Consider the following 21612-nt stretch of genomic DNA (forward strand, 5'->3'; position numbering starts at 1 on the left):
AGGCGCTTCTCAGGCACTTCATCATTTTCTCTCCTGTTTGGCGAGCGTGCAGAACTCCTGATAGTCGCGAACATAATCGCCTGGTTCATAGAGCTGGTCTGCAAGCACGATCAGTACGCAATCGGAGCTGAATTCGGACATCTCGCGCCAGACCATGCTTTCCAGCAGCAGGCCGCGATAGGGAGTGTCGAGCGTGACCTCTGTCGCCTCAAACCCATCGTCCAGGTGGATCTTTACGCTTCCCGAGACCGCAATCATGATCTGCTTCAACTGCCGGTGCGCATGATAGCCGCGGCGGACCTTCGGCCTGGTCTCGAAAAGGTAGTAAACACGGCGAATCGTGAAGGGGATGTTCCGGCCCTCTTCGAGAGCGACCAACATTCCACGCTCATCTCCGTGCCGGTCGAAGTCGATGAACGTGACTTTCATACCTCCGAACTTCTCCTTAAATAACACACATATTCGACCTTTACAGAGTTTCCCCCCTTGGTCAACGTAGCGGACCGAATGCTGGAACAAGTTGTCATACGACTTTCCGGGCCACGGTCCCCTTGAAGCTATGTCGAGCGCGGCTCGCGCAGTTTGCTGAGGAAACGGTCGCAGGACGGTTACAATTTGCGCGGCATATCGAGCGGCCCAAGAACCGCTTGGGTCTCATGCCGCGCTAATCCCCGTTACTCCGGAATGACGGACGCGAAACTGGCACGTATCTTCCTGCTTGCAAGCGGGCTCGCAATCGCACCAACGACGACCAGCCAGAGCGCGCATTGGACAAAGAAGTTTGCAAGGCCGCCTGCTCCAGCCTGGGATTCAATCACCAAGCCAATGCCCCATCCCCCGGACACGATGGTGAACATGGTCGCGACAAGGAAGGCAACGTGCCGCAGCGGGTGTTGCAACGTCTGCCTGATGATCACGATCGCCAGCAAACCGAACTGAATAGCCAGATCGCTGGCGACGATCGCCAAAGCAGCTCCGAGCGGTCCTAACCTCGGAATCAACACCAATGACAGGACCAGGAAAACGACGAGCTGCAGCGGCTTTGTACGGGCCAACAATGCACCACGATCGCTGTGATAGGCGTACACAAGCGCGAAGAGCGAGGGTGCAATCGCGGCGGAGCCGAGCAACAGCGTAGTGGCGAGGGGCCCGTCATAGGGAATTGTGCCGTGCGTCCACAGTTTGAAGAAATTCTCCCAAAACGGCAGCAGCCCTCCGGCCATGATACTGGCCATCGCCGTCACAAGGACCGAGCCGCGCGCATAGAGCCGGCGCAGTCGCTCCTTGTCCCCGATCGCATAATCGTGTCCCAGCTCTGCGGCGAGCGGCATGCTCATTTGCTGGCAAATTCCTCGTAGCAAGCTTGCAATCACCCGCGTCAGGCCCCATTGCGCCACCGCGATACGATCGACAACGAGAGAGCTCACGAGCAGGACGGGAAGATTGACGAGCGCCAGCTCGGTGAAGCTGCCGGTAGAGAAAGGCAGTGCGAGGCCGATCTGGCCGACGCCCCAACGGAACGACCGCCTTGTCCGATGTATGCCATCACGCCGCAGAAACGGAAACAGGCGTGGTGCATCGAGTGCCATGAGGAACGCCGCGAAAATGATCTGTGTGGAGACAAACGCGACCGCCACCGCGAACAAGTTGCCGAACACAATGGCCGCGGCGACCTGGGCGAACTGGCCGAACAACAGCGCTATATTCTGCAACCAGACTGTCCGGCTGTAACGACCGCGCACGCGATAAAGCCCTGAAGCCAGGTTGGCAGGCAAGGTCAGGAGCATGCCAAGCGTCATCACGAGCAGCGCGGAATCGAAGTCAGCCGTCGCGCGAAATCCGAGCATTTCCGAAGGTCGCCAGAGCTGCATCGCTCCGACCAGCAAGACACCCAACACCAAAACGACCGAGAGGTAGACCCGCAACATGCCGTCGTAGAAGCTTGCGCTCCGTCCATCGCAATCAGCACAGTTCTTGAAGGCGAGAAAGCGGTTCACTGCGCGTAGGTGCAGTCCGGCATCGGCCACGATCATGAGGCTTCCAGCCGCATAGATCGTTAGCCATGCCGCGAGGATATCGGCCGTCCAGACATGCAGGAATGCCGGAATGAGGAGAAGCTGCTGAGTGAGACCAAGCAGGACCTGCACCAGATTCGCCGACCAGCCATGGACGAGCCGCTGCAGGCGAGTTGGCCCTTCCGACCCTGCCGTGGTTTTCCACCGAGACAGCGCGTTGTTCAAGGCCAGACTCCGCACGCCTGCGCAGAAGCAGCTGGTTCACAGATACAATATTGCGGCTGTCGCGAGGTCATGAACGGTTCATCGGATGCCCAACGTGAGTCCGACGCACTGCTGACTGGCAGACAATCGGCTCTCGGCATCCGGGTTTGTATCCGATGCGATAATGTTCTTCAACTTGGAAGACGCCGGCTGAATATTTGCCTAGTGTAGGCGCTCTCAGCCGACGAGATGCCAGCCGCTGGCGGCGTTGACGGCTCCGATTTGTCCGCTCGCCGCGATCTGGGTACCGTTCATTTCCCAGGCCGTGAGGACATGAGTCGTATTGTTCTGAAAAAGGATGTCCGACTTATTGTCGCCGTTGATATCCTCCAGCCGGGCATAGCTGTCACCCGAAGCGGCAACCCCCACTTGCGGGCCGGCGATTATCTGGGTGCCGTTCAATTCCCAGACCGCGACGCCGTGAGTGTTGTCATTGAACAGCATCAGATCGGACTTGCCATCTGCATTGAAGTCGCCAGTGTCGGCAAAGCGCCAGCCGGCGAAGGCACTCATCGTGCCGATCTGCGGGTTCGCGGTCACCTGCGTGCCATCCATGAGCCAAACCGCGACGCCATGCGTAGCATCGTTGAGCAATAGCAGGTCCGACTTGCCATCGCCATTGAAGTCGCCGAGGTTGGAAAAGCGCCAGCCAGCGGAGGCGCTAATGGTGCCAATGGTTGACTCGCTGGTGACTTGGGTGCCGTCCATGAGCCAGACTTGGAGAGCATGCGTCGTGTCGTTGAGCATCAGGAGATCGGTCTTGCCGTCTCCATTGAAATCGCCGGCCGAGGCAAAATGAAATCCCGAGGCCATGGTGCCGACCTGCGGGCTGGCAAGCACACTGGTCCCATTGAGCTCCCAGACTGCAACTCCCTTATTCACACTGTTGAGGAGCAGGAGATCGGACTTGCCATCGCCGTTGAAATCGCCGATATCCGCATAGCCCCACCCCGCAAAGGCGCTGATCGTGCCGACCGTTCCGGCCGCGCTGATCTGCGTACCGCTCATGAGCCAGACTTGGGCATCATGCGTGCTGTCGTTGAGCATGAGCAGGTCGGTCTTGCCGTCGCCGTTGAAATCGCTCTCTTTGGCGAAATGAAATCCTGCAGCCATGCTGCCGACCTGCGGGTTAGCCAGCACTTGGGTGCCGCTCAACTCCCACACTGCTACACCCGAAATGCCATCATTCAGAAGCAGTAGGTCGGTATTGCCGTCGCGGTTGAAGTCTGGAGAATTGGTTGCGAGGTGACCGACAGCAGGCGTGACCACGTCTCCGTTCACAAACGAAGAGCTTGCGATGAAACCATCGGTGAACTGAAAGTATTCAATTCCCGTCAGTGTGTCCGTTCCATCTGGCGAGCCGGAACGCTGGTCGGTGACGGTGAATGTTTGCGTGGTCGAATTGTAGGAAATAACGTAGTTGGCTTCGTTGCCCGAATACCCCGCCGTGTCGGTGCCTAACCCGCCAATAATGGTGTCGTTGCCGCCGCCGCCGGTCAGCGTATCGTCGCCGGAGCCGCCGTTCAGTACGTTGGCGATGGCATTGCCGATGATGGTGTCGTTGCCGGAGCCGCCGATGGCGTTGTCGATGTAGGAACGCCCGTCGTTGTTATAGAGATAGGCATTGTAGACGTTGCCCGACGCGTAATGGCCATTTCCGAGATTGGCGAGCTGAACCGACGAGAACAGAGACGACGCACCTGGATTGAGATTGATGCTCAGGTTCGTCGTGTAGTTCGAAAGGTCGTAGGTATCGACCCCGCCACCATCCCAGATCGTCTCGTAGATGCGATTGGCCGAGCCACCGGCACCGCTATTGTCGGCCGGCTGGCCAACGCCGTTGATGAACTCCTGTCCGGTGGTCGGGCTCCATGTATAGACGGTGGTCCCGGCCTGGGTGGTGTAGTCTGCACCGTACATGGTCTGCAGCGCGAGGATATCGTTGGCCATATAGGTCTGCGGATATCCATAGGCTTCATTAGTGTAGCCGCTCGTCGTGGACGCTCCAACATAGCTGCGATAGCTCATGACGGTGTATTCGCTGTCATCATGCGCGCTCGGCACCGCGACGTTGGCGGGGCCGCCTGCCTCCTGACTGTGCTTCAGGCCAAGGGCGTGTCCGAGCTCGTGCAAGGCAGTCGTGAAATAGTAATTCCCGAGCGCAGCCAGCGAATAGTTGTAGGCGGTTCCGAACCACACGTCGCCGCCGGACGCGTAGTTGCCGGGGTAATAGGCATAGGAGGTCGGATTGGCGGCCGGCGACTGCGCGACCATGATCTCGGCGCCGTTCGTCCCGGCGTACTGGATGCTGGCGTTGGTGTAGCCGAGGATCAGTCCGATCGCATATTTGATCGCCGCCTGCATCTGGCTAGGCGCCGGGGCAAAACCCGAGGTCGACGGCTCACCGTCGCCGCCGCTATAGGGATTGGCGTAGTCGCTTGCAGCGTCCGGAAAGCTGTAGGTGATCGTGCCGGTCCATTTATAGCCTGACAGCAGGCCGTCGATCTCGGCGTTGTTGGTGGCACTGACGGTGACTGCGGTAGCCAAGGGGATCTCCGAAAGCGGCAACCCCCGTTCGATTCGGGGCGCGGACAGGTGATTTTAGCTTGAGAGTTAAACGTTTGGTTTAATTTTGGCGAGCCGGTGCGGACTTCTTCCATAAGGCCGTGTTAGCCATGAAATCCCGTAGTCATACGGTTCAGGACAAGGGCCCCGGTTCCGACCAGCTGCCGTGTTGCGAGTGAAATCATGAAACTACGTTCCCTCTCGGCCGGCCTGTTCGGCGCTCTGATGGCGCTCGCCGGGCCGGGCCATCTACCCTTCGGAGGACTGCCTGTCATGGTCGGCAAAGCCAATGCGGATGAGAGCGGCAAGGAAAGCGCCAGGCAAGGCGGCACAGCGGGGCGCGCGCCCTCCGTTCCAATCGCCCGCGACCCCTCGGCTGCGGTCGCGGAGGAGTACGAATCCGCCCGTCGCAAGGGAACGCGGGAGGCGTTCGAGCTGTTCATTGCGCGCCACGGCGATGACCCGCTGGCCGAGCAGGCGCGCGCCGAGCTGAAACAGCTGGCGCGCTGATTCTTCCGGCGCCCGCCCCCCTCAGGTATTGCATTTCGACAGGCGGCATCCGCGCGGCCCAGACCTGCCGCGAGATGTCTTGTCGCGTGATCTTTCGGCACTATGGTGAGCCCGCAATCTGTCCCGGAGCCCATCAAGATGCCCTTTCCGCATGCCTCGGAAGCCCTGTCCCGCTTCACCGTGCTCGATCTGAACCGCGTCCGGTCCGGGCCCACCTGCGTGCGGCAGCTCGCGGACTGGGGCGCAACGTGATCAAAATCGACGCGCTCACCGAGGCTGCCGGCGGCGAGCAGCCGGGCGGGCCGCGGTCGGGGCTCCGACTTCCAAAATTTGCATCGCAACAAGCGGGCGATGACGCTGAACTGAAGGACGAGCGCGGGCTCGCCGTATTCAAGCGCCTCGCCGCCCAAGCGGACGTCGTGGTGGAGAATTTCCGCCCCGACGTGAAGAAAAAATGGCTTGCTTAGTGTGGCTCCGCGGTTTGCGCGGTCCGACTGCTGAGATCTGGCGAGACCACAGCGAAATTTACCGCAAACGATCAGAGCCTCAAATTTTGGGGGTCCGCGAGCTCACTGACGCCGAGACACACGAGCCTCTTGATCGGCTGGCCAGGAAGTACCCGCTGGACCAACCGGTCGATTGACGCAAATTGGCGTTGATCTGAGTGGCCAGGAGCTCAACACGAGCAGATGCGCTCGCCGGGCGGTTTTAGGGATCGCTCCCATTGGACATGCCACCCGATCCTGGCCATTGTCATTCTGTCATCGGGCAGCTCTAAAGAAAACCCGCCGACCTTGTGATAGCGGGCGGGAGTTCTTGACTGATGTTAACGATGGGGGCACCGATCACACGGTTAGGCTAGCAGAGTCGCCCACCAGCGTGAAACGGCGGGCGTAGCCTGCTGATCTCTTCAAATTGTAGGGGTTGTAGGAAGCCTCGGTGACAATTCTTGTGGCAGATATGCGAACAGCCCATTGGAGGAAATCATGGTTGTTCTTGGAGCACTGCTTTACATTGTTTGCGCAACCTCGGTATTTTATCCGCTTCGCGTCCCCATGATCCCCCAACCGTCTTGTTGCCGTTTGTGGGGTGATGGTATTGTTTGTGATCATCGCCGCCAACGCGCCGCCGCAAACAAAGACTGCGAATGCCGCCGAACAGGCACCGGCCTACACAAGCTCTGGAGGCTGCAAGACCGACGTCAATGGCGACATGAAGTGTTCTCACGAATTCCAGGTCAATCTCTTTGGGACCACCAGCCGCGCCAGCTCTGAGATGAAGTGCGGGCAAAATCTCGTCACGCTCGCTTACGAATGCAAATCGTCGAGCAGCGCGTATTGAACGATATGCCCCGGTCCGAACCGGCGAGCCTCTATCTTAACGCCTCAGCCGCCTGCGATGCGTCATCAGCCGCTCCCGGTCGCGCTCGCGGTGGATCCTGCGCCGCCGCGTCATTGGGCACGCTCCGCCAGGATGAGCTTGATCTCGGCCGCCACGATCGCCTGATCCTCTGGCGGTATCTGGCCGGCATTGTTCTGCTCAGCTTCGTCATGACCCGCGGCGTCGAGCGCCAAGTACTTTGCACTGCCGGTCTGGCAATGCTGACGATCGTGATCGGCACTTCGTTTGGCGATCGCCTGATCCTGGGGCGGTTCGATATCTCGTACGGAGTCTACATCTACGCATTCCCAATCCAGCAGATCGTCATCAATCGATTGGTAGAAGGATTTTGGTCGAGCATGCTGGTCTCAGCCGTCCTGACGACATTGGCCGGGATCTTGTCTTACTATCTCGTTGAACGGCGCTTCCTTCGCAATTCAGTTAAAGTATCAGATCGAGTTCAAGCGGACGTCACGAACTCAGCTGTCGCCCTCTCATGATCTGGGATTTGGTACTAACAGTCAGGCTTAATGGCGAGCCGCGGGAAATAGATTGGAAGACAGTCGAAACGCAGACTGCCTGCGAGCAGGATGCGGCTGATTTGAACAGCAAAGAGGGTTTCAGCAGTTACTACGGAGCCAAGGCATTCTGCCGAGAATTGCCCCGAGAGCGAGCGCACAATTGGAACCCCGCCTATCCCACTGGCCGCACTTTCGAGCTACCTCCAAAGCAGAAGCTGCGCTAATTGTTCGCCAGGATGCGCTCATATAGTGAGAACGACATGCGCGAAGCGACTGCCGCGATCATCGTTGCTGAGGATACCCGCCTGATTTTGCAGCAGCGCGACAGCATTCCAGGAATTCTCCATCCAGGGAAAGTTGGGTTGTTCGGCGGACACCGCGAAGGCGACGAATCGTTCGTTGACTGCATCATACGCGAACTTCACGAGGAAATTGGCTGCTACGTGCCAGCAAATCGGTTCGTGCATTTGGCAACGCGAACCGGACCCGACCTCGATGTAGAGGGGGGCACGGTGCACGGAGAAATCTTTGTGGTTCGCGATGTTGCCGTCGAACAGCTGGTCGCCACGGAAGGAACATTGCTTGTGATACATCCAGCAGAGATTTCAACGATCGCCAGCAACCTCGTGCCGTCGGCGTACTCTGCACTGAAGTTCTTTGGACTGCGCCTTTAGGATGCGGCCTAATTGTTCGCCCCATGCGCCAGAGTTGCCTCGCGGCTATGGTGTCGCCTGAACCTGAATGGACATCGAAGTCGGATCCGCAACGGCGAGGACGTGTTCAGCCCAGAGACGTGCCTTTCGTAGTTGTGCGCGATTACGCACTCGCGGCCCGACGCGTCCTTCTCTGGTAACCGGTGGACCTTCCAGCGACTTTCCCCACCTACGACAAGCGGTAGCCCGCGCATGTTCCGAGCTACTAGGAATCGATACTTTGCGAGATCCCTAAGATGCCGCTTTGCTGGCGGCATGCGCGTTCGTCGATATACGAAATGGTCTGGCCACTAATATGGGGAGTTGTCAGGGCTGACAATGAGTCACAATCCACCGCCAGCAGTAGTGGCAGGTCGGGGCCGGATCAAGCAGGCGTTGAACTGTACCGTAATCATTGATGTGGCGGGCCAACCTTCGACATTGCTCCACTTTCGCAAGCATCTGAAATTGTAGTTGCGGTTGGTCGAATGTTTCCGTCATGTTCCCGTGTCTTAACGAGCAACCCACATCCAAGTCCGTGCCCGTAAGGCGACGGTCCAGCGTCGAGGCGTGAATGAAAGAGGCCGCCCTCTGAGGCCGCCTTACTTCTTGCTAGGAATCGATAATTCGCGATGTACTTACGACGCCCCTTTGATGGCGGCATGTCTCGCCCTGTTCGACGCCACACACCTACGCACGACAGTCGACCGATCAAGACCACGTTCGGTGAAATGCGCGAGATGGGATTACGCGACGTCCTGGTCTACTGCCATTGCGGTCACAACGTTGCACTAAGCGCCGATCGCTGGCCGGACGATGTTCGCTTGTCTGATTTTGCGGCAGCTACGGACCGGCGGCGCGCTGCGGTTCACCGGATCTCGCGACCGTCACTTTGACGCAGGCCGACCGCCCACCCCATAAACCCAAACAGCAGCGCTGAATTCGTCAGCGAGCCGCTCATCAAGAACTCGATCCCTACGAAGACCAGGCCAGCGAACACAAAGGATGCCACGGCATCAAAGCGGGCCTGCCTGCCTGCCGACATCAATCCCAGAGTGAACACAGCAACCAGAATCAGCGCGGCGGCAGCACCGACCTCCACTGCCGCTTGCAGTACAACGTTATGCGGCTCTGCCTTGTAGCAGGATCGTTGGGCGAACGTTCCTATGCCCTGACCGACGAGACCAGCTTTCGGGAGTAGGTTTAAAGCTTCCTTCGTGAGTATTATTCGAATGGCCAAGGTGTCCTTGGTATCGCACGCCACAACCGGCTTTTGGGCATTCTCCACGACAAGCCCGATGATCTTGCCGGACATCGCGGGACGAGCTGCCAATCCAATGAAGATGGTCAGACATACTATGCTAAGCGCCGCGATCTGGCGCCGACCGCCTGTCTTGATCGCCGACGCAGCAAAGCTGAGAGCCAAGGCGATGAAAGGGTGTCGCACCATTGCGGCGGCAAACACGAACGAAGGCAAGGCGATCAATCCGCCGGCAACACGCCATTGACGCGCCGATAAGTTCATCGAAAGGAGAGCAAAGACCAGGAAGCACCAAGTCAGCGAAAACACGGTCGGGCCTTCGCTGAAGCCGAAGACCAGCGGCTTAAACTCGCCGCTCCGATCGTAAACCACGCCCCAAGCCGTAAGCAGCGTCCCCACCACGACGATCGCCGCCGTCATATAAGAGAAGCGCCTGGGATCAAAACGATGACCCACGGCGCGAAACGCAGGATAATAGACCATAGAAATGGCGAGCAGTGCATACTCGCGACCGGTCGCCGTCCTGCCGTTCACGACAACTGAAGCCACCACGAGCGCTGCTAGCGCTGCAAACAAATAGTCGGCCGGTATGGGCCGAAACTTCCTCGATATCGCGACGAGCGGCGCGATCAACACAGCCGCCGTTATGGCTGCATGTCCCTTCGTGCCCAGCAGACCGTATAGAAGGACAAGGACTGCGTTAGCTGAGATCCAACCCGCTATGGCTGCGTTGGTCAACCAAGTCTTCGTCATCAGTTTGATCTCTGATACGCGATCGCCGAGAGGATCAATAACTCTGTCCCGTGACGACAAAAAAAGCCCCAATGGCGTCAACATCGTTCATGACTAAAACTGATCGAGCAACGAGACCTAACACGCGTACCTGCTAGCATTGCGGCCTCAACTTGTAAATGTCGCCACCAGCTCAGTCAGGCACAGCAGTCGAACCGCTCCGTGAGGCCATCACATCCCGGGTCAATCGGATAAAATCCGCAACGAATGCCTCTACGCGCTGCTCGAGGTTCGGCAACAAATTGCGGACGGTCGGAGGACCAGCTGTTTGCGCAACCTGCAACATTTGATCCGCCAGCGCCTCGGCGTTGCGGATGCCGAAATATCGCGCGTTGCCCCCGGCCTGCTCATGATGGACATCGAGGTCGGACAGGATCATCGGGACACCAAAGGACTTGGCCTCTTCGACTGTCGTGCTCCATCCCTCGCACTCCGAAGGATTGATGAGAGCCGTCGAGGCGCGCAGGAGGGCGTAGACGTGATTCAGAGGAATCATTCCGAGATGCTTGAAGTTGGCCTCCAGACCGCGCGACCTGGCCTGGCTCATGGTGCTTTCGAAAAGACCGGACTCGCGGAAGTCCTTCGTATTTCCAGAGGCGGCGACGACGACGTCGTGCCCCCGAGCCTTCAGCAGATCGAGCGCATCGACGACGAGCTGATGATTTTTGTGCCGCCAGAACTGATTTGGCAGGTAGAAATAGCGTGGCGGAAGGCTATAATGCGCGATCACGTCGGACGGCTGCGTGGCGAGCAGACTGACAGGGGGCTCCGTCGCGAACCGGACGACCGAAACGCCGTTCGAAATGCCCGGATAAAACCTCCCGAGATCGCCGAGCGCGCTGGCGCTGCTCAGCATGATATGCCGGCCGGACGCGATCTGAACCCGAAAGCCGAAATCACGCCGCCAATATGCACTCGTGGAGAAGAGATGCGGAAGCAGGCGGTGCTGAAAATCCGGAAACCAGGCGATGGCCGGAAACGGAAGGCGCCAGCCGAAGAAGCGGGCGGATTCGAACACCATGTCGATCCGCTGCGCGCGGAACTCGGCCACTGCCGGTCCGTCGCGCCCGAGCGCGAGCGCACCGAGGAGCCCCGTTCCGGTGCGATCGAACGCAGGCGATTGAACGAGATCCACCGCCGGGATTCTGGCGAGCGCCGCGATCTCCTCGGGCTCATCCTTCGTTCCAGCGAACAGCACCGGTGTGACCGTCCCCGGACTGTACCGGTTCAGAACCTCGAATAGATTGCGCTGATAGTTGTGGCCGCCTGCCCATAGGCGACGTGGGATGTTGGTGAATGCGATCCGCAGCGGCGCGCTGTCAGGCACGAGCCTGGCTCCTGAACCATTCGACATAGTCGGCGAGACCGCGTTCCAGGGGAAGGCGCCAATCGAAATTCATCTCGCGCAAGCGCCCGTCCTCCGCCAGCAGGCTCATTGGGTCGCCCGGCCGCGCCACGCCGGAATATCGCACAACAGTGTTGCTTCCCCAATTCCGGATGAGGCCCTCGGCAATGTCGGCCACGCTCGTCCCGCGCCCCGAGCCGCCATTGATCAGACGAAAATCATCCCGGCGGACGTCCTCCGCAACGCGCACCAGCAAGCGGACGACGTCGCGAACGTCGGTCCAGTCCCTTATCTCGGCCCCGGTCCCTCCTAGATCGAGAGAGCGTTCCTCGCTCTTCAGCCGCGAGCAGATATCCCAGAGAAGTTGCTTGCGAAGATCCGGACCGTAGACCGAAAACAATCGCACGACAGAGCAGCGAAGGCTGAAGCTCTGGGCATAGCTCCGGCACAGTTGCTCCATCATCTGCTTATGATGGCCATAAGGCGACATCGGCGCCAACGCCGCGCTTTCGGCGATAGGACCGGCATGGTCTGCGCCGTAGACCGCCGCGCTCGACGCAACGACCAGCTCGCTCTCGGGGGCAAAACTTCGAAGCCATTCGAGCAGACGCGCCGTGCTCGTCACGGTCCGCGAAAAATCCTCGAACGGGCGCGCGATCGACAGCCCGACCGACGACCCGCCAGCCAGATGGAAGACATGCGACGGCAGCCCGTGCAAGGCGGCGAGCGCGTTCAGATTGGCCGCGTCGACTTCACCATTGATCCAGGTCTGCAAACCGAGGGCCCGTGCCTGGGCCGGATCGAGCGCACCGTGACCGACACCATGGACCGCATGCCCGACGCCCGCTAGCTCGCGAACAAGATGACGTCCGATGAAACCGTTTGCACCGGTAACCCACGTGGACATGTCCTAGACCTTGTGACAGACGAACGAATAGAGCCGGCCGGGCCGGTGGTCAAAGCGCTCAGCAAGCGAGAGTAGTGATGCGAAGACATGCTGCGAAGCGAACGCGGCGCGCCACAGCGGACCGACCGGAATCTTCCGCGTCAGTTTTTCGACAACCGCGGATCGCAGCGTCTGCATCGTATACGGGAACAGGTTGATCGCGCTCTGCAGCGGGGCCAATGTCCCAACAGTGGCGAAACCGGCCGCCTTCAGCGCGCCGGTATAGCGATTGAGCAGGTAAGCATGCTCGCCCCCGTAGAGGTGATGCAGCGGATGCTGGTTGAGGAATTTCTGAAGATCCCCTTCCTTGCTGATCACGTGCTCACGCGCCGCGATCAGCATGCCGCCGGGGCGAAGCACGCGAAACATCTCGCGGCAGGCACCATCAAGGTCGCGCATATGATGCAAGACGGCGCGCGCGAAGACGAGATCGAAAGTGTTGTCGGCGAACGGGAGGCGCTCGGAGAACTCCTCCACCACCTGGATGGGCAGCTGCGTGCTCGCCGCAAGAGCTCGGATTGCCGCAGCGCCGACGATGGCGCTGCCATCGGGCTCGAGTGCCGTCACCTCGAATCCGCTTCGGGCCAGCGCATAGCTGGCAATGCCACGACCAGCTCCCACATCGAGGGCCGAGCCGGAGCGCCCGGGCAGGAGCGCCGTGACCGCCTGCCATTCGGAGCTCTGAGAATAGCGCTCGGCGGCCGCGATCAGCGGATCATCGTAGAAGGCGTCACGCACGAGCTGACCCTGATCCGGCTGATTGCGCAGCCAGACCACGGCATCCTCCCACGTCGTGAACTTGCCGTCACCGCTCATCGGACCGGAGCTCCCTGACCAGCACCGCTGGATTTCCGGCCACGATTGAGAAGGCCGGTACGTCCTTGGTTACGACCGCGCCGGCCGCCACCACGGCCCCCTGCCCGACCGTCACGCCCCGTAGCACCATGGCTCCCGCGCCAATCCAGGCATCATCGCGGATCCGGACCGGGCTTTCGTCAAGCGAGAGTTCGCGCGGATGACCGCTTGTGAAGATCTGCCGGACTTGCGCGTGCCGCGCGGCCGCCCCGATCGGATGGGTCAGACTGTCGAAGACATTTGCCGAATGGGAGATCAGAACCCGGTTTCCGATCTCGATGGAGCCGGCCGACCAGATCCGCGTCCCCTCCCCGACATAGCACCATTCGCCGATCTTGATCTCGCCGCCATGGGCGAAGGTCATGAGTTCGCCGAGGATGCGGCTCTGTGGGCCGATCACGATCCTGTCGGCATCGCCGCGGATGTTCCTGATCCTCGCGCTGGCTCCGAGCGCTGCCCCGTCATCGAGACGGCAAGTCGCACGGCCCATCATGCGCTGGATCAGGTAGTCGGCATTGCGGCCGGTGAGCCGCTGGATCAGGAAGTTGAGGTTCATGCAATCAACTGAAATCGCGTCGTCCCGGACGCTCTAGCACGGCTAAACCCGTCCGACGAGGTCGCCGAACTGCTTCCATTGGGCGTCCTTGCTGTAGATGTCCCGGATGCGGGCCCGACCAAGCGCAGCGATCTCCGCCGATCTGGGCCAGTCCTGCAGACTGCGTGAAATGACCTCGACGGCCTGTTCGGGGCTGTTGTAGGTCTCGATAGTCACGCCATCCTGCATGCCGGCGGGATAGCTGCCGGCGTCGGAGACAAGCAGTGCGCCGCATCCCATCGTCTCGAAGCAACGCATGTTGCCGCGATCCGTGCCGGCCATGTCGATCGCGCCGTTGAACACGATCTTCGACGAGCCAATCAGTTCGTAGAGGGCTCTGCCGAATACCGGCGGCCTCGCAATGGCGGCGATGGCATCGGGGCGCCGATGCTGTCGCAGTGGCAGCAATCGCCCGATCGTGCTCTCCGCGAGCCTGGTCAGACGCGATGCATCGAGACAAAGCACGATATTGCGGCTATCGGCGAGCTGCGCGACCTGCTCCAGCGTCTTGGCGCGCACGCGATGATGCCGCGAATAGCCGCCCGCAAAGGCGACGTCGATCGGGCGCTCGCCTTGGCCATACTCCTCCATCACCGGATCATGCGCCGGAAAGAATGTTTCGACCCGGCATCCGTTGCGGCGCCAGATATCGAGGATAGAGGGAGCATTTCCAAGCACGGCCCGATAGGCAGTGAAATCGGCATTTCCCGACGGCGCGGCACGCCAGCACAGCGCCTTCTTCACGCAGCCCGGCAGCTTGGCAACGAATGCGCTTGGGTAGCGCACGGGATCCAGATTGTAGAACACCTCGGTGGCGTGATGCTCAATTTGCGCGAGCAGAATGGCCTCGAGCGTCGGCTCGCCCGACATGCCCTGCTCGCGCGCCCAGCGGCGCTGCAGGACCTCGTCGTCACCGTTGGTGAAGAAGGCCTCCGGCGAACCGTCGAGCACCGGTTGAAGAAAATGCGACGCGCCGAAACGGTCGTTCAGAAACACGCGCCGCCGCTCCACGAAGCTCTGCGTCCCCGCCGCGAGCTGATTCAAGCGCGGCAGATAAGATGGATAGAGGGCGCTATTCTGGAACAGACGCATCGTTTACGCGTACCTCGCCAACATCCATTTCATATTCAGATACGGCCAGATCCGCCCGACCGACTCCCAATCCCAGGACTTCGACGCCGTCAAACGGCTGACCGCCGCGCGCAGACCCGCTTCGTCCACCAGTTCCGCAAACGCCGGCACATTCCTGTCCAGCAGGTCGGTTGTCCAGCCGGCCAGCGGTCCGTTCAACCATTCCGGCATCGGTGAATTGAACCCGACTTTGCGGCGCGCGGTGCGAATGGACTCCGGCATCAAATTGGCCATCGCCCGCCGGGCAACAGCCTTGGTATAGCCGTCTGCGGACTTGCTACTTTCGGGAAGCGCCATCGTATAGGTCACCAGCCGCCAATCCATGAACGGCATGCGGACTTCGACGCCGTGCGCCATCGAAAGGCGGTCGAAGTTGCGCAGGATGGTGGGCAGCACCGTGCTGTGAAACATCCGATACAGGCGCTTGTTCAAGCCACCCCATTCACGCGGCAGCACATCGTCCTCCGCTATCAACGGGAGCGGGGCGGGAAGATTGCGCAGGCCACCGCGCAGAAAATACACGCCCTTCCGCTTGAGGGCCAGCGCACGCAGGACATCCACACAACGCCGGGCCAGTTTCGAACGCGACGCGAGGTCCTCTGCCACGTTCCGTATTTGAAACGCGCGCGCTTGTCCTTCCTGCAAATAGCCTCCCATCAGCTCGTCCGCGCCGTGGCCGTCGAGTGACACCGTCACGTTGTTTTGGGTCAATTGCCGATAGAGCAGCCATATGGCGCTGGGCAACGCGATGTAGACGTCATCGAGATCGTCGAGGATCTGATCGAGGTCCGTCAGCGCATCGGCCTGTCCGATTTCGAGAAAAGTTGGCGCGACGTTGGCCCAGACGGCGGCCTCCTCGGCCATCGGTCTCTCGTCGTTCAAGGCGCCGGGGAAGGTCGCAACAAAGGCGTGACGCCATGCCGTGCTGTCGCGCGGCCCCATGCCTTCTTTTTCGTGCGCCGCCATGGCGCAAATCACCGCCGACGAATCGAAGCCACCGGACAGGCATGTTCCGATCGGGACATCGCTGCGCATGCGCAGCGCCACGGCATCCTGGAACAGCTCGCGAAAGCGCGCGACACGCTCGGCTTCGGTGGCCGGCACCGGAGGCAGATGATCCACGGTCCGCCACCAACGCTTGACGCTGACCTCGCCCTGGCGAAGCCACATGCAGTGGCCCCCCTGCAGGCGCCGAACCTGGCGAAACAGGGTCCGCTCGCTTCCTTCGATCCCGAAGGCATCGAGCAGCAGCCGCCGTGCCACCTCCATGTCAACGGAAGTATCGATCAGTCCGCTCCGCACCAGCGCCCGTTGCTCGGAGGCGAAGATGAATCGTTCCGGCGACGCGGCATAGAGCAGCGGCTTGATGCCGAAGCGGTCGCGCGCAAGAAACAGCTCACGGGTGCTGGTGTCGAAAATCGCCAGGGCCCACATGCCATTGAAGCGAGGCAGCATGTCTTCGCGCCAGGCCTGCCAGGCGGCTAAAATCACTTCGGTATCGGATTGGCTGCGGAACACCGCGCCCTGCGCCTCGAGCTCGCGGCGAAGCTCGAGGAAGTTGTAGATCTCGCCGTTGAACACGATCACATGGCGGCCGTCCGCAGACAGCATGGGCTGATAGCCGCCCTCGCCGGGATCGATAATCGCCAGGCGGCGGTGGCCGAATGCGAGGCTTCGGTCCGCGCTGAACCAGGTCCCCTCGCCGAACGGACCGCGATGCGCGATCAGGCTGGTCAGCCGCGAGATGTCGGCCGGTTCGACCGCATTGCCACCCAGATTTACGATGCCTGCGATTCCGCACATGTCCTAGACAGCCTTGAGGGGCAAGAAGCGACCGACGATCGAACGAATATCTTGCCGGCAAGCCCTTCGATACGGACCCAATTGCGACGCCGCAACTGCGATTGCGAAAATGATCGCGGCCGTCACCGATGAAACAGCTCCCACCGACCACCAGGACGGCGCGGGCTGGAATGGCGCACGGTCGAGACCGTATCGCACCGCCAGCGCCGTCGCGATCCCGATGCCGAGCGGCATCAGCACGCAATGCACGATGCGCAACCACATGCCGGCGAGGCCAAAACTACGGCGCAACAGGAAGACAATGGTCGCCATCTGCGCGATCATTCCGGCGCATGCGCTCCAGCCCGCGGCCTGCCATCCGAAGCGTGGCAAGGCGATGGCGCTGGTTACGAGTGTGACGACCCCCGTGATCAAGGCGATGAGCGCGTTGGAGCGCGACCGCCCGTGCGCCAGCAAGTAAAAGCCGAAGACGTTCGCGGTCGATCCGAGGATCCCGGCAATCGACAAGACGACGAGAACCTGTGCAGCCTCGGCCGCGACCTCGGCGCCGGTCCAAAGATGCAGCAGCGGGCCGGCCACGGGGACCAATCCGCCGAGCGCGCTTGCGGCCAAGACGTTGAGAATCCAAGACGATCGGAACAGCAGATCGACCTTGCGGTCCTCGCTCTCCTCCTGCAGCGTGCTGAAGAAGGGAAACAGGATCTCGCCGACCTTCAGGATACCGATATAGGTCGCCTCCTGCAGGCGCTGCGCAACGCCGTAAAAGCCGACAAACTGCGGTTGCAGCAGCGTGCCAAGCAGATATCGATCGGCCTGCCCCGCAAGCAGCGCACCGCCCTGTGCGGCAACCTGCCATCCGGCGAACCGAACCAGCCTGCCAAGCGCCTCGCGATGCAATGCTGGAGGCGCCAGCCACTGACGCATTTGGCCGCGACACCAAGCCAGCGCCAGCAACAGGCCGATCGCCAACCCCAGCGCCTGGCAACCCAGGAATGTCGATGCGTAGGGTGCGGTGGGGATCAGGAGGAGCATCGAAAGAGTCGAGACCACGGTGCTGACGATGCCGATCGAGGCGATCCGGCGATAGTCTTGCCGCGCGGTGAACAACGAAATGAAGACCGCCGATACACACTGGCACAACCAGCCGATACCGGCCAGCGCGAACGCCAGCGCAAGATCCTCGGCGGCCGGACCGGCCAGATGAAATCCGAGACGCGCGAGCGGAGCCCCGGCCACCAAAAGGAAAATGGCGATCGGCCCGCCCGCGCCGACCGCGAGCATGGCCGCGGTCGCGAACAGGCGTCGCGCGTCGTCGCGGTCGGATGGCTCCAGTCGCTGTGCAAGCTCGCGCGATGTCGACAGCCCGAGCGCGTTGCTGAACACCAGGGCCGGCGCAGTGCATGCGGTGACAAGACCCGCGACACCGAATGCAGCGAGGCCGAGATGGGTAATCACGAAAGGCAGAATGGCCAGGTTCAGCACCACGGCTACCACGAAGGCCATCGCATTCCAGGCGGAATTCCCCAGTAGATCGGGAGGTGCTTTTCTCAACGTCATGCCAGCCACCCGGCCATCACCTCAGCAAGCCCTTGCCCACACCGATCGGGGTCCTTCCCTAGGCATCGCGAATTCGGGCTAGCAGCCAGTTCACGGAATGTCGATAGCCGGCAGGGATCGCAACCGGCCCGGCTCGGCCGGACCCGTTCAGCCGGTCTTTCAGGGCTCCGCCCGAAGCTTCCCAAGCTCCCGGGAAGGCACGCTCAGTGCCCGTCCGAATCGCCGTTCTTCGGCGTGGAGCGCGGCTCAAAGGAGGCGAAGGCGGATCGGGCAAACCCGGCATGGTCAGCTTGCTTCCCGGCCTCACGGACGGGTTTGGGGCGCGGCCGAGTTGGGCCCCTGGAGCCGCCAGTACCTCGCTGCGCTCCCCCTGCCTGAATGTCATTTCGCGCGGCGACACCGACGTCAACGACCAGCCGCTGAGCGATTCCCGCCCCCCACACACGCGCGACCTTCTGATCGATGCGGTTGACGAGAATTGCGGTCGCGTCCCTGCTGGTGCTGCACCGCTGCTGGCGTGGCCGGGACGGGTTAGTGCTCGGCGACATCAAGCTCGCGGCGGTCTGCGGCGCCGAACTCGATCTGGCGACCGTAATCGCGGTCATGGAGCTTGCCGCATTGCTCGGGATCGGCGCCTATACGCAGGCGGCTACGCGCCACCGCATCCCTTCCGTTCGGCCTGTTCCTGACCCTGACGATCTGGTAGGCTCGCTGGCGAGACTTGGTGTCCGCAAATTTTCTAGTGGGCTCCGGATCAGGCAGTTTGTGCAGCGGGAACTACTGTCTGTACGACTGGGCGGACAGGGGCCTGCGCTGAAATATGGCAGCGCTGCGGTGACCGCGCCCCACTGCGGCACGTGGTTACGATCGGCCTGCCCGCCATCCAGGTCAGCGCCGTCACGAATAACGAAGCCGCCCGCCGCAAGGGAACGCCGGGGCTCGAGCTCTTCATTGCGCAGCACGGCGATACTGTCCTGGCCGAGCAGGCACGCGCGGAACTGAAGCGCTTGTCGCGCTGAGCTTTCAGGCACCGCAGCAAAGCTGCATCAGGCATGGCGTTTCGGCAGGCGGGATCGGCTTCGAGCCCGCTTGTCGCGTGATCTTTCGGCACTATGGTGGGCCCGCAATCTGTCCCGGAGCCCATCAAGATGCCCTTTCCGCCTGCCTCGGAAGCCCTGTCCCGCTTCACCGTGCTCGATCTGACCCGCGTCCGGTCCGGGCCCACCTGCGTGCGGCAGCTCGCGGACTGGGGCGCCAACGTGATCAAAATCGACGCGCTCACCGAGGATGCCGGCGGCGAGCAGCCGGGCGGGCCGCGGCGGGGCTCCGACTTCCAAAATTTGCATCGCAACAAGCGGGCGATGACGCTGAACCTGAAGGACGAGCGCGGGCTCGCCGTATTCAAGCGCCTCGCCGCCCAGGCGGACGTCGTGGTGGAGAATTTCCGTCCCGACGTGAAGAAGAAGCTCGGTATCGATTATGAGGGCCTCGCCAGGATCAATCCACGCATCGTCTACGGCAGCATCTCGGGCTTCGGCCAGGACGGGCCCTACCACAAGCGGCCGGGCTTCGATCAGATCGCGCAAGGCATGGGCGGGTTGATGTCGATCACCGGCGCGCCGGGCGAAGGGCCGATGCGGGTCGGCATTCCGGTCGCCGACCTCACCGCCGGTCTATTCTGTGCCATGGGCATCCTCACCGCACTGCTGGAACGCGAGGTCTCGGGCAAGGGCCAGTGGGTGCAGACCTCGCTGCTGCAGGCCCAGATCTTCATGCTCGACTTCCAAGCCGCGCGCTGGCTGATGGAGAAGGAAGTGGCAAAGCAGGCTGGCAACAACCACCCGACCAGCATTCCGACCGGCGTGTTCAAGACCTCGGACGGCTACATCAACATCGCCACTACGGGCGGCCGGATCTGGGAGCGCTGCGCGCAGGCGATCGGCGCGCCGGAACTCTACAGCCATCCCGACTATCTGACCGCGCCGGCCCGCTCCAAGAATCGCGACGCGCTCAATGCAGAGATCGAGAAGCGTACCGTGACGAAGTCCACCAAGACCTGGGTCAGTGAACTCAACGAGGCCGGCGTGCCCTGCGGCCCGATCTACGCCATCGACCAGATGTTCGAAGACGAGCAGGTCAAGCATCTCGGCATTGCGCAGGAGGTGCCGAATGACGAGGGTTGCGACATCCGTCTGGTCGGCCAGCCCGTGACGCTGTCGCGCACGCCGAGCAGGATGGTGGCGCGGCCGCCGGAATTCGGCGAGCAGACCGACGAAGTGCTGAAGGAGTTCGGCTTCGGCGCGGACGAGATCGCCAAGCTCAGGGACGCGAAAGTGGTGTGAGTGTTCTTTAGAGGTTGGCCAGCGAACTCGCGGAGCAATGAACAGGCAACGCGGGGTCGAATAACCTGGCCGGAAACGACAAAGCCCGGCGTGAGCCGGGCTTTACTTCTTGTTGACGCCTCCGTTTTTCTTAGTACCGGGCGACCACCGGGCCACCGAACTGGTAGTTGATGCCGGCGCGCAGGATGTGGTCGGTGAAGCGCGACGAGACGTTGGCACTGATCGTGGAGAGCGGCGCCAGCGTGAATGGACCGGAGCCGAAGCGTCCGAGGTCCATGTAGAGATATTCGAGCTTGGCGCTCCAGTTCTGGGTGATCTTGCCTTCGACGCCCACGCCAGCGGTCCAGCCGGCACGCGTCGTCGAGTTCGAGCCGACCGAGCCGACCGCCACACCCGCGGGCGTGAAGCCGGACATCGTACCGGTGGTCTTGATCTCTCCAAAGGCCAGACCACCAGTGCCGTAGAACAGCACCTTCGGCGTCGCCAAGATGCCGACGCGGCCGCGGACCGTACCGAACCACTGAAGATGTTGGTCGATCGTCAGCGAGGTGCCGGCAGCGGCGCCGGCGGGAAGGAAGGTAAGGCCCGGAAGACAGGCTCCTCCTGCAGGTCCGGTGGGGGCGCAATTGAAACCGGCGCTGCCCTTTTCACCCGACCATTGCAGGTCTCCCTCGATACCGTAGACCCAATTGGCGCTCTGCCAGTTGTAGCCAGCCTGGCCACCGGCGATGCCACCGTTCATGTCGAACGACGCATTGGTGATGGAGCCGGCCGGCGGCGCGATCGCAGCACCGGTTGCCGAGTTGAAGTAGGAGACGTCGGTGCGCGAGCGGCCCCAGCTGTAGCCGCCATTGGCGCCGACGTAGAATCCGGTCCAGCTCCAGACCGGATCGACCATGACCGGCGCCTTGACGTAGGGCCTTGCGGCCAGATCGGCCGCCAATGCGCCCGTCGCGAACAGCGACATCGCCGCCGCCATTCCAATCACAATCCGCTTCATGGCAATTCCTCCGCCCCAATTTGATGATGAAAATATAC

At 61.5% G+C, this 21612-nt stretch carries 19 protein-coding genes and 1 pseudogene; 7 read left to right on the top strand and 13 right to left on the bottom strand.

The features are described from left to right. Positions 1–21: 21 nt before the first annotated feature. From IVB42_RS08825 to IVB42_RS08835, 3 genes are all read right to left on the bottom strand, one after another. Positions 22–429: an FdtA/QdtA family cupin domain-containing protein gene (locus IVB42_RS08825; protein WP_247470000.1), complete on the bottom strand. Its 408-nt coding sequence runs from the start codon at positions 427–429 to the stop codon at positions 22–24. A 245-nt stretch (positions 430–674) separates the two neighbouring features. Further along, positions 675–2240 carry a hypothetical protein gene (locus IVB42_RS08830; RefSeq protein WP_247470001.1) on the bottom strand — a complete coding sequence of 522 codons (1566 nt, stop codon included), beginning with the start codon at positions 2238–2240 and terminating at the stop codon, positions 675–677. 216 nt (positions 2241–2456) lie between these two features. Further along, a complete protein-coding gene (locus IVB42_RS08835) occupies positions 2457–4826 on the bottom strand; it encodes an FG-GAP-like repeat-containing protein (RefSeq protein ID WP_247470003.1) in 2370 nt (789 codons plus the stop codon). Between the two features lie 201 nt (positions 4827–5027). On the opposite strand from IVB42_RS08835, the gene IVB42_RS08840 reads away from it, so the two are divergent. The 5 genes and pseudogenes from IVB42_RS08840 (at position 5028) to IVB42_RS08860 (ending at position 7929) form a co-directional block, all read left to right on the top strand. Beyond that, entirely contained in the window at positions 5028–5354 is a 327-nt protein-coding gene (locus IVB42_RS08840) for a hypothetical protein (protein ID WP_247470005.1), read from the top strand. 138 nt (positions 5355–5492) lie between these two features. Then, a pseudogene (locus IVB42_RS08845) lies at positions 5493–5809 on the top strand (CoA transferase); the annotation flags it as partial. 643 nt (positions 5810–6452) lie between these two features. After that, positions 6453–6695, top strand: coding sequence for a hypothetical protein (locus IVB42_RS08850; RefSeq protein ID WP_247470006.1), 243 nt, complete (start codon positions 6453–6455; stop codon positions 6693–6695). Continuing rightward, a complete protein-coding gene (locus IVB42_RS08855; RefSeq protein WP_247470008.1) occupies positions 6668–7234 on the top strand; it encodes a hypothetical protein in 567 nt (188 codons plus the stop codon). The genes IVB42_RS08850 and IVB42_RS08855 overlap by 28 nt, the downstream gene beginning before the upstream one ends. Positions 7235–7515: 281 nt before the next feature. Next, complete coding sequence (locus tag IVB42_RS08860) at positions 7516–7929, top strand: NUDIX domain-containing protein (protein WP_247470009.1); 414 nt, start codon at positions 7516–7518, stop codon at positions 7927–7929. 886 nt (positions 7930–8815) lie between these two features. Here the strand turns inward: IVB42_RS08860 and IVB42_RS08865 are convergent. The 9 genes from IVB42_RS08865 to IVB42_RS42010 all read right to left on the bottom strand — a co-directional run bounded on the left by IVB42_RS08865 (position 8816) and on the right by IVB42_RS42010 (position 18892). After that, a complete protein-coding gene (locus tag IVB42_RS08865) occupies positions 8816–9961 on the bottom strand; it encodes a hypothetical protein (RefSeq protein ID WP_247470010.1) in 1146 nt (381 codons plus the stop codon). Positions 9962–10133: 172 nt separating this feature from the next. Then, positions 10134–11327, bottom strand: a complete 1194-nt coding sequence (locus IVB42_RS08870) for a glycosyltransferase family 1 protein (RefSeq protein WP_247470011.1) — start codon at positions 11325–11327, stop codon at positions 10134–10136. Continuing rightward, the gene (locus IVB42_RS08875) at positions 11320–12252 is read right to left on the bottom strand and encodes an SDR family oxidoreductase (RefSeq protein WP_247470012.1); all 933 of its coding nucleotides are present in this window, start codon (positions 12250–12252) and stop codon (positions 11320–11322) included. The genes IVB42_RS08870 and IVB42_RS08875 overlap by 8 nt, the downstream gene beginning before the upstream one ends. 3 nt (positions 12253–12255) lie before the next feature. Next, positions 12256–13107, bottom strand: a complete 852-nt coding sequence (locus IVB42_RS08880; RefSeq protein ID WP_247470013.1) for a class I SAM-dependent methyltransferase — start codon at positions 13105–13107, stop codon at positions 12256–12258. Next, entirely contained in the window at positions 13097–13702 is a 606-nt protein-coding gene (locus IVB42_RS08885) for an acyltransferase (RefSeq protein ID WP_247470014.1), read from the bottom strand. Before IVB42_RS08885 ends, IVB42_RS08880 begins: the two co-directional genes overlap by 11 nt. 42 nt (positions 13703–13744) lie before the next feature. Then, complete coding sequence (locus IVB42_RS08890) at positions 13745–14833, bottom strand: glycosyltransferase (protein WP_247470015.1); 1089 nt, start codon at positions 14831–14833, stop codon at positions 13745–13747. Between the two features lie 3 nt (positions 14834–14836). After that, a complete protein-coding gene (gene asnB, locus IVB42_RS08895; RefSeq protein WP_247470016.1) occupies positions 14837–16675 on the bottom strand; it encodes an asparagine synthase (glutamine-hydrolyzing) in 1839 nt (612 codons plus the stop codon). Between the two features lie 3 nt (positions 16676–16678). Next, positions 16679–18232, bottom strand: a complete 1554-nt coding sequence (locus IVB42_RS08900; RefSeq protein ID WP_247470018.1) for an oligosaccharide flippase family protein — start codon at positions 18230–18232, stop codon at positions 16679–16681. Between the two features lie 531 nt (positions 18233–18763). Next, entirely contained in the window at positions 18764–18892 is a 129-nt protein-coding gene (locus IVB42_RS42010) for a hypothetical protein (protein WP_256470502.1), read from the bottom strand. A 197-nt stretch (positions 18893–19089) separates the two neighbouring features. Between IVB42_RS42010 and IVB42_RS08905 the strand changes: the two genes are divergently transcribed. Beyond that, positions 19090–19251 carry a hypothetical protein gene (locus tag IVB42_RS08905; RefSeq protein WP_247367484.1) on the top strand — a complete coding sequence of 54 codons (162 nt, stop codon included), beginning with the start codon at positions 19090–19092 and terminating at the stop codon, positions 19249–19251. Positions 19252–19380: 129 nt separating this feature from the next. After that, positions 19381–20574, top strand: coding sequence for a CoA transferase (locus tag IVB42_RS08910; protein WP_247470020.1), 1194 nt, complete (start codon positions 19381–19383; stop codon positions 20572–20574). Positions 20575–20704: 130 nt separating this feature from the next. On the opposite strand, the gene IVB42_RS08915 is transcribed toward IVB42_RS08910, so the two are convergent. Beyond that, the gene (locus IVB42_RS08915) at positions 20705–21574 is read right to left on the bottom strand and encodes an outer membrane protein (protein WP_247367413.1); all 870 of its coding nucleotides are present in this window, start codon (positions 21572–21574) and stop codon (positions 20705–20707) included. Positions 21575–21612: the final 38 nt, after the last annotated feature.

The sequence above is a fragment of the Bradyrhizobium sp. 45 genome (genome assembly GCF_023073155.1).
Taxonomy (GTDB): domain Bacteria; phylum Pseudomonadota; class Alphaproteobacteria; order Rhizobiales; family Xanthobacteraceae; genus Bradyrhizobium; species Bradyrhizobium canariense_D.